We start from the raw sequence: 13,888 nt of genomic DNA on the forward strand, positions 1-13,888 counted from the left end.
TGCGCGAGGGAATTCAGGGATACCGCCGGACCTGTCCGGGCTGCGTCCCCGTCCTCTCCCATTCAGGTGGTGAGAAAAGCCCGGACGGGGCCGTTTAAAATTTGGGCAAGCCAAGCCTGCGGGGGATCGTCCTTCGTAGGCCTCTGACATAAGGAGCCACTGATCATGCGCACTGGCGTGATCGCGAAGAAGATGGGGATGACCCGCCTGTTCCAGGACGACGGCCGCCACGTGCCGGTCACGGTCCTGGCGCTCGAGGGCAACCAGATCATCGCGCAAAAAACTATTGATCGCGACGGCTATGTCGCTGTGCAGGTTGGTGCCGGCACGGCGAAAGCAAAGAACGTCGCCAAGCCGCAGCGTGGCCATTTCGGTAAAGCCGAAGTCGAGCTCAAGGCGCAGGTTTGCGAATTCCGCGTTGCCGAAGACGCGCTGATCGACGTCGGTGCCGAGCTGTCCGCCGGTCACTTCGTCGCCGGCCAGATGGTCGATGTTGCCGGTCACACGCAGGGCAAGGGTTTTGCCGGTGCGATGAAGCGCTGGAACTTCGGTGGTCTGCGCGCGACGCACGGCGTTTCGGTGTCGCACCGTTCGCACGGCTCGACCGGCCAGCGCCAGGATCCGGGCAAGGTGTTCAAGGGCAAGAAGATGGCCGGCCATATGGGCGACCGTCAGCGCACCCAGCAAAATCTCGAAATCGTCCGCACCGACCTCGAGCGCGGGCTGTTGTTCGTCAAGGGTTCGGTTCCCGGTCACAAGGGCACCTGGCTGACGGTCAAGGACTCGGTGAAATTGGCGCGTCATGCCGATGCGCCGTACCCCGCCGGACTGACCTCCGCGAAGCTCGAGCATGAAGAAGCGCCGGCCGGCATGGTCGAAGCGGGCGCCGTGCACGAATTGCCGCACGATCCGAGCGCTGAAGAAGTCGCGGCCGGTGTTGCCATTGCCGATCAGCACGCGGCCGAAACCGCGCGCGATGAAACCGAAGAAGGGGCAGCCTCGTGAAGGTCAAGGTTCAATCCTTCGACGCCAAGGCCAAGCCTTCGGACGTCGAGCTGAACGATGAGGTATTCGGCGTCGAGCCGCGGGCCGACATCCTGCACCGTGTTGTCACCTGGCAGCTCGAAAAGCGCCGCGCGACCGCGCGTCCGACGCGTGAACGCGCCGACGTCGCCCGCACCGGCAAGAAGTTCGGCAAGCAAAAGGGTGGCGGCACCGCCCGTCACGGTAACCGTCGCGGCCCGACGTTCATCGGTGGCGGTAAGGCGCACGGCGCCCGCCTCCGCGATTTCAACCCGTCGCTGAACAAGAAGGTTCGCGTAATGGGCCTGAAGATGGCGCTGTCGGCCAAGGCGCAAGCCGGAACGCTGATCGTCATGGACAGCCTGTCGGTGGCCGAAGGCAAGACCAAGTCGCTGGTCGCAAGCCTGGCGACGATGGGTTGGGGCAAGACCGCTTTGGTCATCGACGGCACGTCGGTCGAGCAGAGCTTTCGCCACGCTTCGGGCAACATCCACGGCGTCAACGTCCTGCCGGCGATCGGCGCGAACGTTTACGACATTCTGAAGCACGACACGCTGGTCCTGACCCGTGCCGGCCTCGAACAGCTGGAGGCACGCTTTAATGGCTAAAATCGTCAACCCGTTCCGTCGCAAAAGCGCGGACAAGCCGGAAGGCGGCATCGCGACGCGTCATTACGACGTGATCGTGGCGCCTTACATCACCGAGAAGGCGACGCTCGCGTCGGAATTCAACGCGGTGGTGTTCAAGGTCGCCAACGACGCGACCAAGCCGCAGATCAAGGAAGCCGTCGAGGCGTTGTTCAGCGTGTCGGTCATCGGCGTCAACACGATCGTGCAAAAGGGCAAGACCAAGCGCTGGAAAGGCGCCCCTTACAAGCGGTCGGACTTCAAGAAGGCGATCGTTCGCCTGGCCGATGGCCAGTCGATCGACGTGACCACGGGAATCTGATCCGATGGCACTTAAATCATTCAACCCCACCACGCCGTCGCAACGCGCGCTGGTTCTCGTCGACAAGTCGGCCTTGTGGAAGGGCGGCCCCGTCAAGGCGCTGACCGAAGGCAAGCGCAAGACCGGAGGACGCAATAACAAGGGCCATGTGACCAGCCGCGGCATCGCGGGCGGCCACAAGCAGCGTTATCGCATCCTCGATTTCAAGCGCCGTAACTGGGGAGTCGAAGGCACGGTCGACCGGATCGAATACGATCCCAACCGCACCGCGTTCATCGCGCTGATCAATTACGGCGACACGGACGATGGCAAGGCGAACGTCGCCTATATCATCGCACCGCAGCGTCTGGCCGTCGGCGACAAGGTGATCGCGGACAAAAAGACCGACGTGAAGCCGGGCAATGCCATGGAGCTGGGCCAGATGCCGGTCGGCACCATCGTCCACAATGTGGAGATGAAGCCGGGCAAGGGCGGCCAGATCGCCCGTTCGGCAGGGACTTACGTCCAGGTCGTGGGTCGTGACCGCGGCATGGTCATCGTCCGCCTGAATTCGGGCGAGCAGCGTTACATCCATGCGAACTGCATGGGCACGGTCGGCGCGGTGTCGAACCCGGACAACCAGAACACCAATCTGGGCAAGGCCGGTCGCAACCGCTGGAAGGGCATCCGCCCGCTGACGCGCGGTGTCGCCAAGAACCCGGTCGACCATCCGCACGGCGGTGGTGAAGGCCGGACCTCGGGCGGCCGTCACCCGGTTACCCCGTGGGGCAAGCCGACCAAGGGTGCGCGCACGCGTTCCAACAAGTCGACCGACAAGATGATCATCCGTTCGCGTCACGCGAAGAAGAAGAGGTAAGCGATGGCTCGTTCCGTCTGGAAGGGTCCGTTTGTGGACCTCCACCTTCTGAAGAAGGCCGAAACTGCACAGGAAGCCAATGCGCGTGCGCCGATCAAGACCTGGTCGCGCCGTTCAACGATCCTGCCGCAGTTCGTCGGCCTGACCTTCAGTGTTTATAACGGGCGCAAGTTCGTGCCCGTTTCGGTCAACGAAGACATGGTCGGCATGAAGCTGGGCGAGTTCGCGCCCACGCGCTTCTTCCCCGGCCACGCCGCCGACAAGAAGGGCAAGCGCTAATGTCCAAGCCCGCATCACCTCGCCGCGTCGCGGATAACGAGGCGCTGGCGACAGCGACCAACATCCGTGGCTCGGCCCAGAAGCTGAACCTGGTGGCGGCTCTGATCCGCAACCGCAAGGCCGGCGACGCGCTAAACATCCTGCAGTTTTCGCCCAAGGCAATGGCGACGGACGTTCGCAAGGTGCTCGCCTCCGCGATCGCCAATGCCGAAAACAACCACAACCTCGACGTCGATGCGCTCATCGTCACCGAGGCGTCGGTCGGCAAGGGTCTCAGCATGAAGCGTTTCGCCACCCGCGCGCGCGGCCGTTCGAGCCGCATCGTCAAGCCGTTCTCCAAGCTCCGCGTCGTCGTGCGCGAAGTCCAGGATCAGGAAGCCTAATATGGGTCAGAAGAGCAATCCGATCGGGCTGCGGCTCCAGATCAACCGGACGTGGGACAGCCGTTGGTACGCCGAAGGCGCCGACTATAACCGCCTGCTGCTGGAAGATCTGAAGATCCGTCAGCACATCATCAAGTCGTTGCCCCAGGCCGCGATTTCGAAGGTGGTCATCGAGCGTCCGGCCAAGCTGTGCCGCATTTCGATCTATGCCGCGCGCCCCGGCGTGATCATCGGCAAAAAGGGTGCGGACATCGAAAATCTTCGCAAGAAGATCGGTTCGATGACGGCATCCGACGTCAGCCTGAACATCGTCGAAATCCGCAAGCCCGAAGTCGACGCCAAGCTGGTCGCGCAGGGCATTGCCGACCAGCTGGAGCGCCGTATCGCGTTCCGCCGCGCCATGAAGCGTGCGGTGCAATCGGCGATGCGTCTGGGTGCCGATGGTGTGCGCGTCGCTTGCGGCGGTCGTCTGGGCGGCGCGGAAATCGCGCGTTCGGAAAGCTATCGCGAAGGCCGCGTGCCGCTGCACACGCTGCGCGCGAACATCGATTATGCCGAAGCGCAGGCGTTCACCACTTACGGTGTCTGCGGCGTCAAGGTTTGGGTCTTCAAGGGCGAGATTCTCGGCCACGACCCGATGAGCCAGGAGCGTTTGATGATGGAAGCGCAGACGTCGGGCGTTCGCCCGGCGCGCGACGACCGGCGCTAAGGATTAGGACATGCTGCAACCCAAAAAGTCCAAGTTCCGCAAGACCTTCAAAGGCAAGATTCACGGCGACGCCAAAGGCGGCACCGATCTGAATTTCGGCTCCTACGGTCTGAAGGCGCTCGAGCCCGAGCGGATCACCGCGCGCCAGATCGAAGCGGCACGCCGCGCGATCACGCGTCACATCAAGCGCCAGGGGCGTTTGTGGATCCGCATCTTCCCTGACGTGCCGGTCACGTCGAAGCCGGCCGAAGTCCGCATGGGCAAGGGCAAGGGTGCCATCGAATATCACGCCGCGCGCGTGAAGCCGGGCCGCATCCTGTTCGAGCTCGACGGCGTTCCCGGTCCGATCGCGGCGGTGGCGTTCAGCCGCGCGATGGAAAAGCTGCCGATCAAGACCAAGGTCGTCGCCCGCCTCGGCGACTTCAGCCATCTGGGAGCCAAATAATGGCCAAGCAGATCGACGATTTGAAGGTTCGCACCGACGACGAACTGACCACCCAGCTGGGTGATCTGAAGCGCGAGGCGTTCAACCTCCGGTTTCAGGCGGCGACGAACCAACTGGAAAAGCCGAGCCGTGTGCGCGTCGTTCGCCGCACCATCGCTCGCATCAAGACGCTGCAAACGGGTCGTGCCGCTGCCGCGACGAAGGGACAGTAACATGCCGAAGCGCGTACTGACCGGGACCATCGTCTCGGACAAGGGCGACAAGACAGTGGTCGTGAACGTGGAGCGCAAGGTCAAGCACCCGCTCTATGGCAAGATCATTCGTCGCACGAAAAAATATCACGCCCATGACGAGGGCAATGTGTTCAAGCTGGGTCAGACCGTGCGCATCGAAGAGTGCGCGCCGATGAGCAAGCTAAAGACCTGGAAGGTGATCGAGGGTGGCGGCGTGGCCGACACCGGTGTCGAGGACGTGGCCTAATGATCCAGATGCAATCCAATCTCGACGTCGCGGACAACAGCGGCGCGAAGCGTGTCCAGTGCATCAAGGTGCTGGGCGGCTCCAAGCGCAAGTTCGCGGGCGTCGGCGACGTGATCGTCGTGTCGATCAAGGAAGCCCAACCGCGCGGCAAGGTGAAGAAGGGTGACGTGCATCGCGCGGTCATCGTTCGCACCGCCAAGGACATTCATCGCGCCGACGGCTCGACGATCCGTTTCGACGGCAATGCCGCGGTGCTGGTCAACAAGAACGAGGAGCCGATCGGCACCCGTATCTTCGGGCCGGTGGTGCGCGAGTTGCGCGCGAAGAACTATATGAAGATCATCAGCCTTGCGCCGGAGGTGCTGTAATGGCCGCCGCAAAGATCAAGAAGGGCGACCGCGTCATCGTCCTGTCCGGCAAGGACAAGGGCAAGACGGGTGAAGTCACCACGGCGATGCCGAAGGACGGCAAGGTCGTCGTGTCGGGCGTCAACATCGCAACGCGTCATCGCAAGGCGAGCCAGGCCAACCCGCAGGGTGGTCTGGACCGGTTCGAGGCGCCGATGCACATCAGCAAGGTCGCGCACGTGACGGCGGACGGCAAGGCGACGCGCGTTCGTTTCGAAATGCGCGACGGCAAGAAAGTCCGCGTTGCGGTCAAGACCGGGGAGGCCATCAATGGCTGAAGCGACTAAAGGTGGTTACAAGCCGCGTATGCAGGGCCTTTATGAGGCCAGCATCGTCAAGGCGATGACCGAGAAGTTCGGCTATAAGAACGCCATGCAGGTTCCGCGGATTGACAAGATCGTGCTGAACATGGGCGTGGGCGAAGCCGTCAACGACAAGAAGTTCGTGACGCAGGCAGCGGCCGAAATGGAGCTGATCTCGGGCCAGAAGCCGGTGATCGCCAAGGCGAAGAAGTCGGTCGCGCAGTTCAAGCTGCGCGAAGGCATGCCGATCGGTTGCAAGGTGACCTTGCGCCGTGAGCGGATGTACGAGTTCCTCGACCGGTTCATCACCATCGCGCTCCCGCGCGTGCGAGATTTCCGTGGCCTGAAGCCGACCAGTTTCGACGGTCGTGGCAATTACGCCTGTGGCCTGAAGGAACAGCTGATCTTTCCGGAGATCAGCTATGACCAGGTCGACAAGGTGCGCGGCATGGACGTGATCGTCACCACGACGGCCAACACCGACGACGAAGCGCGCGAGCTGCTGCGTTTGTTCGGTTTCCCGTTCCCGGTCGAAGAGACCGAAGAAAAGAAGGCGGCATAAGCGATGGCCAAGCAATCGAGCGTCAACAAGAACGAGCGCCGTAAGGTCCTCGTCGCGCGCACCAAGCCCAAGCTGGACAAGCTGAAGGCGATTGCCAACGATATGTCGCTGGATGACGGCGACCGCCTGATGGCGCGCCTGAAGATGGCGGAGCTGCCGCGCAATGGCAATCCGACGCGTATCCGCAATCGTTGCGCGCTGACCGGGCGTCCGCGTGCTTATTACCGCAAGTTCGGGCTCGCCCGTGTGATGCTTCGCGATCTGGCCAACAAGGGCCAGATCCCCGGCCTCACCAAGTCGAGCTGGTAAGGGTAGACAGATGGCATTGACCGATCCCCTGGGCGATATGCTCACCCGCATCCGCAACGGGCAGCAGGCGAAGAAGGACAGCGTCATGACGCCGGCCTCCAAGCTGCGCCAGCGCGTGCTCGATGTGCTTCAGCGCGAAGGCTATATCCGCGGCTATTCCTCGGAAGAGCTGGCCGGACATGACGGCATTCGCATCGAACTGAAGTATTTCGAGGGCCGTCCCGCGATCCAGCACGTCGCGCGCGTCTCGAAGCCGGGCCGCCGTGTCTATTCGGGAAGCACCGAGCTGCCGCGCGTACGCAACGGCCTGGGTATCACCATCGTCTCGACGCCGAAGGGCGTGCTCTCGGATGCCGAGGCACGTGACCAGAATGTCGGCGGCGAAGTGCTCGCGGAGGTATTCTAAATGAGCCGGATCGGAAAACGGCCGGTCGCGATGCCTTCGGGCGTCACGGCGACGACCGAAGGCAGCACGCTGTCGGTGAAGGGGCCCAAGGGCACGCTCAGCCTCGCTATGCGTGACGAGATCAAATACGATATCGAAGCGGACGGCATTTCGGTGCAGCCGGCCAACGACACCAAGCAAGCGCGTGCCTTTTGGGGCATGCAGCGGACGCTAGTGCAGAATTTGGTGACGGGCGTGACCGAGGGCTTCAACAAGCGTCTTGAGATCACCGGCGTCGGCTATCGTGCCAATGCGCAGGGCCGCAAGCTGAAGCTTCAGCTCGGCTATTCGCATGACGTCGACATGGACATTCCCGAGGGCGTGGACGTGAAGACGCCGGATCAGACCACGGTCGAAATCACCGGTGCGGACAAGCAGAAGGTCGGCCAGTTCGCTGCCGAAATTCGCCGCTGGCGCAAGCCCGAACCCTATAAGGGCAAGGGTATCAAATATGCGGGCGAGATCATCTTCCGCAAAGAAGGTAAGAAAAAGTAATGGCCAAGCTGTCGCTTTTCGCCAAGCGCCGCCAACGCGTGCGCACGGCACTCGCCGCTCGTGCCGGTGGGCGTGCGCGCCTGTCGGTGCATCGTTCGGGCCGGCATATCTATGCGCAGGTGATCGACGATGCGGCGGGCAAGACCGTTGCTTCGGCCTCGACCCTCGAAAAGGACGCGCGCAGCACGACCGGCGCCACCGCGGCCGCGGCGACGGCGGTCGGCAAGACGCTCGCCGAGCGGGCCAAGGCTGCCGGCGTGACCGCGGTCGTGTTCGACCGTGGTGGTTTCCTGTTCCACGGCCGCGTCAAGGCGCTGGCCGATGGCGCCCGCGAAGGCGGATTGGAGTTTTAAATGGCTGACGAAACCGAAATTCAGGCGGCTCCGGCCGAAGCACCTGCCGCGCCCGCCCAGTCGGGTCCGGGCGGCGGTGGTCCCGGTCGTGGTCCGCGTAGCGGCGGCGGCGGTCGTGGTGGCCCCGGCGGCAATCGCGGCGGTGGTCCCGGTGGCAATCGTGGCGGCAACGATCGCAATCGTGCGCGTCGCGATGGCGGTGGTCCCCGCGACGATGGCGGCGAAGAGCTGATCGAAAAGCTGGTCCACATCAACCGCGTCTCGAAGACGGTCAAAGGCGGCAAGCGCTTCGGCTTTGCCGCGCTCGTCGTCGTCGGCGACGGCAAGGGTCGTGCCGGCTTCGGTCATGGCAAGGCGCGCGAAGTGCCCGAAGCCATTTCGAAGGCGACCGCTGCGGCCAAGAAGGCGATGGTTCGCGTTCCTCTGAAGGACGGGCGCACGTTGCATCATGACGGCAATGGTCACTTCGGTGCCGGTCGCGTGACGCTGCGTTCGGCGCCGCAGGGAACCGGTATCATCGCCGGTGGCCCGATGCGCGCCATCTTCGAATCGCTGGGCGTGGCCGATGTGGTGACCAAGTCGGTCGGCACGTCGAACCCGTACAACATGATCCGGGCGACCTTCGAAGCGCTGGGCGAGCAGACCTCACCCAAAAGCGTGGCGCAGCGTCGCGGCAAGAAGATCGTCGACCTGCTCGGCCGTGGTGGTTCCAAGACCGCCGAAGCCGATGCCGAAGCGATCACGGAGTAATCGACGTGGCAACCATCAAGATCAAGCAGACCGGTTCGCCGATCCGCCGCACCGACGATCAGCGCGCGACCCTGAAAGGTCTCGGACTTAACAAGATGCACAAGGTTTCGGAGCTGACCGACAGCCCCGAAGTTCAGGGCATGATCCGCAAGGTGCGGCATATGGTCGAAGTCGTTAGCTAGACCCGATTCAGGGCTAAACTTCGACTAAACTTTCAAAGCGCGACAAAAGCGAAAGCGAGTGCACTGACATGAAACTGAACGAAATTTCCGACAACGCCGGTGCTCGCAAGAGCCGCATGCGCGTCGCCCGCGGCATCGGCTCGGGCAAAGGCAAGACCGCCGGTCGCGGCCAGAAGGGCCAGACCAGCCGTTCGGGCGTCGCCATCAAGGGTTTCGAGGGCGGCCAGATGCCGCTGCACATGCGGCTGCCGAAGCGTGGCTTCAACAACATCTTCGCCAAGGATTATGCCGAGGTGAACCTCGGTGCGATCCAGAAGCTGGTCGATGCGGGAACGCTGTCGTCGAACGGCGTGATCGATCATGAAGCCATGAAGGCTGCGGGCATCGGCCGCGGCGGCAAGGACGGTGTGCGCTTGCTGGGCAAGGGCGCGTTCTCGTCGCAGCTGAGCTTCAAGGTCGCCGGCATCTCCAAGGGTGCGCGCGAAACCATCGAAAAAGCCGGTGGTTCTGTCGAAGTGATCGAAGTCGTCGCCGCTGCCGACAAGGCCAAGGCCAAGCACCGCACGGTGCAAAAGGTGAAGGCTGCGGACAAGGAAGCCAAGAAGGCTGCCGCACGCGCCTGAACGGCCAACGGGTGACATAGCGCGCCGCGCACCTATATGACGCTGCGGGCATTCAGGAATTAGAGCGACTATGGCATCCGCCGCCGACCGTATGGCATCCAGCATCAGCCTGGCGAATTTCGCCCAGGCGACCGATCTGAAGAAAAGGTTGTGGTTCACGATCGGTGCGCTGATCGTATTCCGCTTCCTCAGCCACGTGCCGTTGCCGGGCGTCGATCCGCGCGCGCTGGCGACATTGTACGCGGGCACCAAGGGCGGCGTGCTCGACTTCTTCAACAATTTCTCGGGTGGCGCGCTCGAACGCATGTCGGTGATCGCGCTGGGCATCATGCCCTACATCACCGCGTCCATCGTCGTGCAGCTGGCGACCTCGCTCAGCCCCAAGCTCGCCGCCATCAAGAAGGAAGGCGAGAGCGGGCGCAAGAAGCTCAACCAATATACGCGCTACGGCACGGTGTTCCTCACCGCGATCCAGGGTTATTTCATCGCCGTCGGTCTCGAGAATTGGGGCGCGACATCGGGCATTTCGGCGGTGGTCGAACCCGGTCTGCTGTTCCGGGTGACCTGCATGGTCAGCCTGGTCGGCGGCACGATGTTCCTGATGTGGATCGGCGAACAGATCACCAGCCGCGGCATCGGCAACGGTGCGTCGCTGATCATCATGGCGGGCATCGTCAGCCGGCTTCCCGTCGTGCTGGTCCAGCTGTTTGAGAGCGGCCGCACCGGCGCGGTGTCCCCGTTGCTGATCGTCGCGACGACGGCGGTGGTGCTTGGGCTGATCGCGGGTATTTGCTTCATGGAACGCGCTCAGCGACGCGTGCTGATCCAATATCCCAAGCGCCAGACTGCGCGCGGTATGCAGCAGGGCGACAAGAGCTTCCTGCCGTTGAAGATCAACACGTCGGGCGTGATTCCGCCGATCTTCGCGTCTTCGCTGTTGCTGATGCCGCTGACGATTGCGCAGTTTGCGGGCAACCGTGTTGCCGGTGAAAGCAGCTGGGGCGATTTCGTGCTTGGCGTGACGACGTCGCTACAGCATGGTTCGCCGCTGTACATCGCGCTGTACGCCGCCGGGATTATCTTCTTCTCGTTCTTCTACACCGCGGTTGTGTTCAATCCGGAAGAGACCGCCGAGAATTTGAAGCGTCATGGCGGCTTCATCCCGGGCATCCGTCCGGGCAAGGCGACCGAGACCTATCTCGATTATGTGCTCACGCGCATCACGGTGATCGGTGCGGCATATCTGGCGCTGATCTGTCTGGTGCCCGAGTTCGCGGCGGCGAAGTTCGGCCTGTCGGTGACGCTCGGCGGGACCAGCCTGTTGATCGTCGTCAACGTGACGATGGACACGGTGACGCAGATCCAGAGCCATTTGCTGGCGCATCAGTACGGTGACCTGATCAAGAAGTCGAAGTTGAAGGGTGCGCGCGCGCGATGAACCTGATCCTGCTCGGGCCGCCCGGAGCGGGGAAGGGGACGCAGGCGCAGCGGCTGGTCGAAGGGCGCGGCATGGCGCAGCTGTCGACCGGCGACATGCTGCGCGCGGCGCGGACGTCGGGCACCGAACTGGGTGCGCGCGTCGCGGCGGTGATGGATGCGGGCGAACTGGTCAGCGACGATATCGTCGATGCGTTGATCGGCGAGAAGCTCGACACCATGCCCGCCGATCAGGGCGCGATCTTCGACGGCTATCCGCGCACGGCAGCGCAGGCTGCATCGCTCGACCGCATTCTCGACGCGCGGGGGCGCACGCTCGACCATGTCATTGAACTTGAGGTGGATGAGGACGCGTTGGTCGATCGGATCACCGGGCGCTACACCTGCGCCAAGTGCGGCACGGGCTATCACGACCGCCACCACCAGCCCAAGGTTGCCGGTGTGTGCGACGTATGCGGCGCGACCGAGTTCAAGCGCCGTCCCGACGACAATGCGGAGACGGTACGCACGCGCATGGCCGAATATCGCGCCAAGACCGCGCCGATCCTGCCAATCTATGACGCGCGCGGATTGGTGACGCGGATCGACGGCATGGCCGACATGGATACGGTCAGCGCCGCGATCGGGCGCATTCTCGGCTAGCCGATGCCCTCCGACCTCGCCCATCTGACCGAACGTCAGCAGAAATGGTTCGCGAGTGTGAAAGCGTCGCTCGAAACGCGAACCGGCAAGACGCTCGACCAATGGGTCGCGATTGCCAAGACCTGTCCGCACGACAAGCCGAATGCACGGCGCGACTGGCTGAAGGCGGAGCACGGCTTGCTCCAGAATTCTGCGATGTTCGTGTTGCACGAGGCGTTTCCCGAAGCGGACGATGCCGGAGCGCTGCGCGACGCGTTGTGGCGCGATCCGGAGGCGCGGGAGACCCTCGAGTCCGTGCGGAAGTTTAGTGAAAGTTTAGGCCCAATCGTCGTCGGCCAGCGCAAGAGCTTCACCGCGTTTTCACGCGATGTGCAGTTTGCGGCGATGCGGCCGGTCAAGGGCAAGGGTGCGCTGTTGGGCCTGAAGCTCGACCCTGCGTTGTCCCCTCGCCTGATAGCACCGGTGCGCGCCGAAAGCTGGTCCGAGCGGCTGACCGCGACGATCCTGTTGCCCGACGCCGCGGCGTTCGACGACGAGGCGCAAGACTTGTTTCGCCAGGCGAGTCTCAACGGCTGAGTCCATAGGCATCGGCCAGCCGGTCGAGCGCGAGGGTCAGGACGAGCCGCCCGCTGCGCGTCGGCCAGCCGAGCGCGCGTTCGGCGGCGGGAAGCGGCTCGCAGGCGCACACCACGCGCCACAGCACATCCGACAGGCCGGGGCCAACACGGTCGATGGCGCGGTCGAAGCGGACACGCGCATCGATTTGCAGCGTGGTCGGGTCCCCGCCGCCGGTCGATTTGGCGCGGGCCGGATCCCAGCGCATCGTGACGCCCGGAGCCAGGGCGGCGCGTTCGTAATCGGCGCGCAGCCGCTCACCCGCCTCGAAACTACGCGCGTCGATCAAGTCCCGCGCGCGCAACCACGACAAGGGGGATTCGGCGCGGTTGACGGTGACGCTGCGCCCGCGCGTCTTGCGGCTCGCGCGACGCATTGCGGCGAGTATCGCGGGCGCTCCATTCGTCTCCACTCCGACTTCGACCAGATCGCGCATGACGTCTCTCCTTTACCTGATTGCGAATCGCCTCTTGTCAGATTCGGTTGGGTGTAGGACAGGTGTTTTTTACCAACGAGGTTCGCGAAACATGATCACGCGTATTCGTGAAGTCCGCCGCGCCAAGGGTATGACGCTCGCCGACGTGGCCGCGGCGTGTGCGCCGCCGACGACCGCGCAAACCGTCGGACGGCTGGAAACCGGCACCCGCACGGTGTCGGTCGGGTGGCTCAACCGGATCGCCGACGCACTCGGCACGACCGCCAAGGATCTGGTCGAATTGCCCGAAACCGCCGATCTGCCCGTTGCCGCAATCCTCGGCCACGACGGGGTGCACGCGCCGCGTCACGCCAGCGTCGCCGCCGCGCCGCAGCCGGGTTCCGGGATGGTCGCGGTGCAGGTCGAGACCAGCGTCGGCGAGTACCGCAGCGGTGATGTGCTGTGGTGCGACCGGGTTGCGCCCGACGGGTTTGCGGGGTTGCTCAACCGCGATGTGTTGTTGCCGCGACCGGGCGGGCGGTTCATTTTCGGGCGGCTGATCGGGCGCGAGGGGGAACGGCTGCAGGTGTTGCCCTTGGGCGCGGGCGGGCGACAGCAGGTGGTCAGCGAGCCGGCCTGGGCAGCGGTGGCGCGGGTTCTGGTGCGGGCATTGTAAGTGGACGAGAAATTTGCCGACCGGTTGGCGGGGTTCGACGTCGTCGGCGAGACGCGGCGGTTCATCTATGCCCTGGCCGAGCGCCATCACCTGCGCGTCGAATGGGTCGAGGACCCGAGTTACGATCTCTATTGCGAGATCGCGCCGCAGCGCGGGCTGGCGCTCGACCTGTGGTTTTCGCTGGCGGAGAATTCGGTGCGGTTCGGCCAGCGTGACTGGTCCGCCAATTTTCACGACATCGAACGCGTCGCAATCTGGAACCGCGCGCGGCGGGCGTTCGAAGGGCTGATTACGGGGCAAGCGCGGGTTGCATTGTCCTATTCGCCGGGACGGAGGCGGCCATTCTTCACCAGTGTGCAATTGCTGGAACAGGGCGAGTGGAACGCGGTGTCGAGCGGTTTGGGGCTGGCCGTGCCACCATATTATCGCACGGTGTATCGCTATAACGGGCAGGAGGAGGCAGGGCCGAAAGGTGTGGCAAAGAAGAGCTTCGTGCTCTTGGTGGGGCTGGTTGCGGGGTTATGGTGGGTGTTTTGGTGAGCGGCGCGGTGG

26 protein-coding genes are annotated in these 13,888 nt (G+C 63.8%); 25 read left to right on the forward strand and 1 reads right to left on the reverse strand.

Going from position 1 to position 13,888, the window contains the following annotated elements; genetic code table 11:
* The first annotated feature begins 165 nt into the window (after positions 1-165).
* The 23 genes from rplC to ACM9ME_RS07600 all read left to right on the forward strand — a co-directional run bounded on the left by rplC (position 166) and on the right by ACM9ME_RS07600 (position 12,206).
* A complete protein-coding gene (gene rplC / locus ACM9ME_RS07490; RefSeq protein ID WP_415642829.1) occupies positions 166-1,005 on the forward strand; it encodes a 50S ribosomal protein L3 in 840 nt (279 codons plus the stop codon).
* A complete protein-coding gene (gene rplD, locus ACM9ME_RS07495; RefSeq protein ID WP_415642830.1) occupies positions 1,002-1,631 on the forward strand; it encodes a 50S ribosomal protein L4 in 630 nt (209 codons plus the stop codon). Before rplC ends, rplD begins: the two co-directional genes overlap by 4 nt.
* A complete protein-coding gene (locus ACM9ME_RS07500; protein WP_415642831.1) occupies positions 1,624-1,971 on the forward strand; it encodes a 50S ribosomal protein L23 in 348 nt (115 codons plus the stop codon). Before rplD ends, ACM9ME_RS07500 begins: the two co-directional genes overlap by 8 nt.
* Positions 1,972-1,975: 4 nt before the next feature.
* Positions 1,976-2,827, forward strand: coding sequence for a 50S ribosomal protein L2 (rplB, locus tag ACM9ME_RS07505; protein WP_415642832.1), 852 nt, complete (start codon positions 1,976-1,978; stop codon positions 2,825-2,827).
* A gap of 3 nt (positions 2,828-2,830) precedes the next feature.
* The gene (gene rpsS, locus ACM9ME_RS07510; protein ID WP_415642833.1) at positions 2,831-3,106 is read left to right on the forward strand and encodes a 30S ribosomal protein S19; all 276 of its coding nucleotides are present in this window, start codon (positions 2,831-2,833) and stop codon (positions 3,104-3,106) included.
* Positions 3,106-3,489: a 50S ribosomal protein L22 gene (gene rplV / locus ACM9ME_RS07515; RefSeq protein ID WP_415642834.1), complete on the forward strand. Its 384-nt coding sequence runs from the start codon at positions 3,106-3,108 to the stop codon at positions 3,487-3,489. The genes rpsS and rplV overlap by 1 nt, the downstream gene beginning before the upstream one ends.
* A gap of 1 nt (position 3,490) precedes the next feature.
* Entirely contained in the window at positions 3,491-4,198 is a 708-nt protein-coding gene (rpsC, locus tag ACM9ME_RS07520; RefSeq protein WP_415642835.1) for a 30S ribosomal protein S3, read from the forward strand.
* A 10-nt stretch (positions 4,199-4,208) separates the two neighbouring features.
* Complete coding sequence (gene rplP / locus ACM9ME_RS07525) at positions 4,209-4,643, forward strand: 50S ribosomal protein L16 (protein WP_415642836.1); 435 nt, start codon at positions 4,209-4,211, stop codon at positions 4,641-4,643.
* Entirely contained in the window at positions 4,643-4,855 is a 213-nt protein-coding gene (gene rpmC / locus ACM9ME_RS07530) for a 50S ribosomal protein L29 (protein WP_415642837.1), read from the forward strand. The genes rplP and rpmC overlap by 1 nt, the downstream gene beginning before the upstream one ends.
* A gap of 1 nt (position 4,856) precedes the next feature.
* Positions 4,857-5,123 (forward strand): 30S ribosomal protein S17, encoded by a 267-nt coding sequence (gene rpsQ / locus ACM9ME_RS07535; RefSeq protein WP_415642838.1) that lies wholly within the window; start codon positions 4,857-4,859, stop codon positions 5,121-5,123.
* Positions 5,123-5,491 carry a 50S ribosomal protein L14 gene (rplN, locus tag ACM9ME_RS07540; RefSeq protein ID WP_415642839.1) on the forward strand — a complete coding sequence of 123 codons (369 nt, stop codon included), beginning with the start codon at positions 5,123-5,125 and terminating at the stop codon, positions 5,489-5,491. Before rpsQ ends, rplN begins: the two co-directional genes overlap by 1 nt.
* Positions 5,491-5,808 (forward strand): 50S ribosomal protein L24, encoded by a 318-nt coding sequence (rplX, locus tag ACM9ME_RS07545; protein WP_415642840.1) that lies wholly within the window; start codon positions 5,491-5,493, stop codon positions 5,806-5,808. The genes rplN and rplX overlap by 1 nt, the downstream gene beginning before the upstream one ends.
* Positions 5,801-6,394, forward strand: coding sequence for a 50S ribosomal protein L5 (rplE, locus tag ACM9ME_RS07550; protein ID WP_415642841.1), 594 nt, complete (start codon positions 5,801-5,803; stop codon positions 6,392-6,394). Before rplX ends, rplE begins: the two co-directional genes overlap by 8 nt.
* Positions 6,395-6,397: 3 nt before the next feature.
* A complete protein-coding gene (gene rpsN, locus ACM9ME_RS07555; RefSeq protein ID WP_415642842.1) occupies positions 6,398-6,703 on the forward strand; it encodes a 30S ribosomal protein S14 in 306 nt (101 codons plus the stop codon).
* Between the two features lie 10 nt (positions 6,704-6,713).
* Positions 6,714-7,109: a 30S ribosomal protein S8 gene (gene rpsH, locus ACM9ME_RS07560; protein ID WP_415642843.1), complete on the forward strand. Its 396-nt coding sequence runs from the start codon at positions 6,714-6,716 to the stop codon at positions 7,107-7,109.
* Positions 7,110-7,643, forward strand: a complete 534-nt coding sequence (gene rplF / locus ACM9ME_RS07565; RefSeq protein WP_415642844.1) for a 50S ribosomal protein L6 — start codon at positions 7,110-7,112, stop codon at positions 7,641-7,643.
* Positions 7,643-7,996 (forward strand): 50S ribosomal protein L18, encoded by a 354-nt coding sequence (gene rplR / locus ACM9ME_RS07570; protein ID WP_415642845.1) that lies wholly within the window; start codon positions 7,643-7,645, stop codon positions 7,994-7,996. The genes rplF and rplR overlap by 1 nt, the downstream gene beginning before the upstream one ends.
* Positions 7,997-8,746: a 30S ribosomal protein S5 gene (rpsE, locus tag ACM9ME_RS07575; protein ID WP_415642846.1), complete on the forward strand. Its 750-nt coding sequence runs from the start codon at positions 7,997-7,999 to the stop codon at positions 8,744-8,746. It abuts the gene before it with no gap.
* Positions 8,747-8,751: 5 nt separating this feature from the next.
* The gene (gene rpmD, locus ACM9ME_RS07580) at positions 8,752-8,928 is read left to right on the forward strand and encodes a 50S ribosomal protein L30 (RefSeq protein WP_415642847.1); all 177 of its coding nucleotides are present in this window, start codon (positions 8,752-8,754) and stop codon (positions 8,926-8,928) included.
* Between the two features lie 68 nt (positions 8,929-8,996).
* On the forward strand, positions 8,997-9,551 hold the full coding sequence (gene rplO, locus ACM9ME_RS07585) for a 50S ribosomal protein L15 (RefSeq protein ID WP_415642848.1): 555 nt from the start codon (positions 8,997-8,999) through the stop codon (positions 9,549-9,551).
* 70 nt (positions 9,552-9,621) lie between these two features.
* Positions 9,622-10,989, forward strand: a complete 1,368-nt coding sequence (secY, locus tag ACM9ME_RS07590; protein ID WP_415642849.1) for a preprotein translocase subunit SecY — start codon at positions 9,622-9,624, stop codon at positions 10,987-10,989.
* Complete coding sequence (locus ACM9ME_RS07595; protein ID WP_415642850.1) at positions 10,986-11,630, forward strand: adenylate kinase; 645 nt, start codon at positions 10,986-10,988, stop codon at positions 11,628-11,630. Before secY ends, ACM9ME_RS07595 begins: the two co-directional genes overlap by 4 nt.
* A gap of 3 nt (positions 11,631-11,633) precedes the next feature.
* Positions 11,634-12,206, forward strand: coding sequence for a DUF4287 domain-containing protein (locus ACM9ME_RS07600; protein ID WP_415642851.1), 573 nt, complete (start codon positions 11,634-11,636; stop codon positions 12,204-12,206).
* On the opposite strand, the gene ACM9ME_RS07605 is transcribed toward ACM9ME_RS07600, so the two are convergent.
* Complete coding sequence (locus ACM9ME_RS07605) at positions 12,196-12,681, reverse strand: DUF6456 domain-containing protein (RefSeq protein ID WP_415642852.1); 486 nt, start codon at positions 12,679-12,681, stop codon at positions 12,196-12,198. The genes ACM9ME_RS07600 and ACM9ME_RS07605 overlap by 11 nt on opposite strands.
* 91 nt (positions 12,682-12,772) lie before the next feature.
* Here ACM9ME_RS07605 and ACM9ME_RS07610 point away from each other — a divergent pair, with 91 nt between their 5' ends.
* The gene (locus ACM9ME_RS07610; RefSeq protein ID WP_415642853.1) at positions 12,773-13,336 is read left to right on the forward strand and encodes a helix-turn-helix domain-containing protein; all 564 of its coding nucleotides are present in this window, start codon (positions 12,773-12,775) and stop codon (positions 13,334-13,336) included.
* On the forward strand, positions 13,337-13,876 hold the full coding sequence (locus tag ACM9ME_RS07615; protein ID WP_415642854.1) for a hypothetical protein: 540 nt from the start codon (positions 13,337-13,339) through the stop codon (positions 13,874-13,876).
* Positions 13,877-13,888: the final 12 nt, after the last annotated feature.

It is taken from the genome of Sphingomonas antarctica (genome assembly GCF_965137005.1).
Taxonomy (GTDB): domain Bacteria; phylum Pseudomonadota; class Alphaproteobacteria; order Sphingomonadales; family Sphingomonadaceae; genus Sphingomonas_O; species Sphingomonas_O antarctica.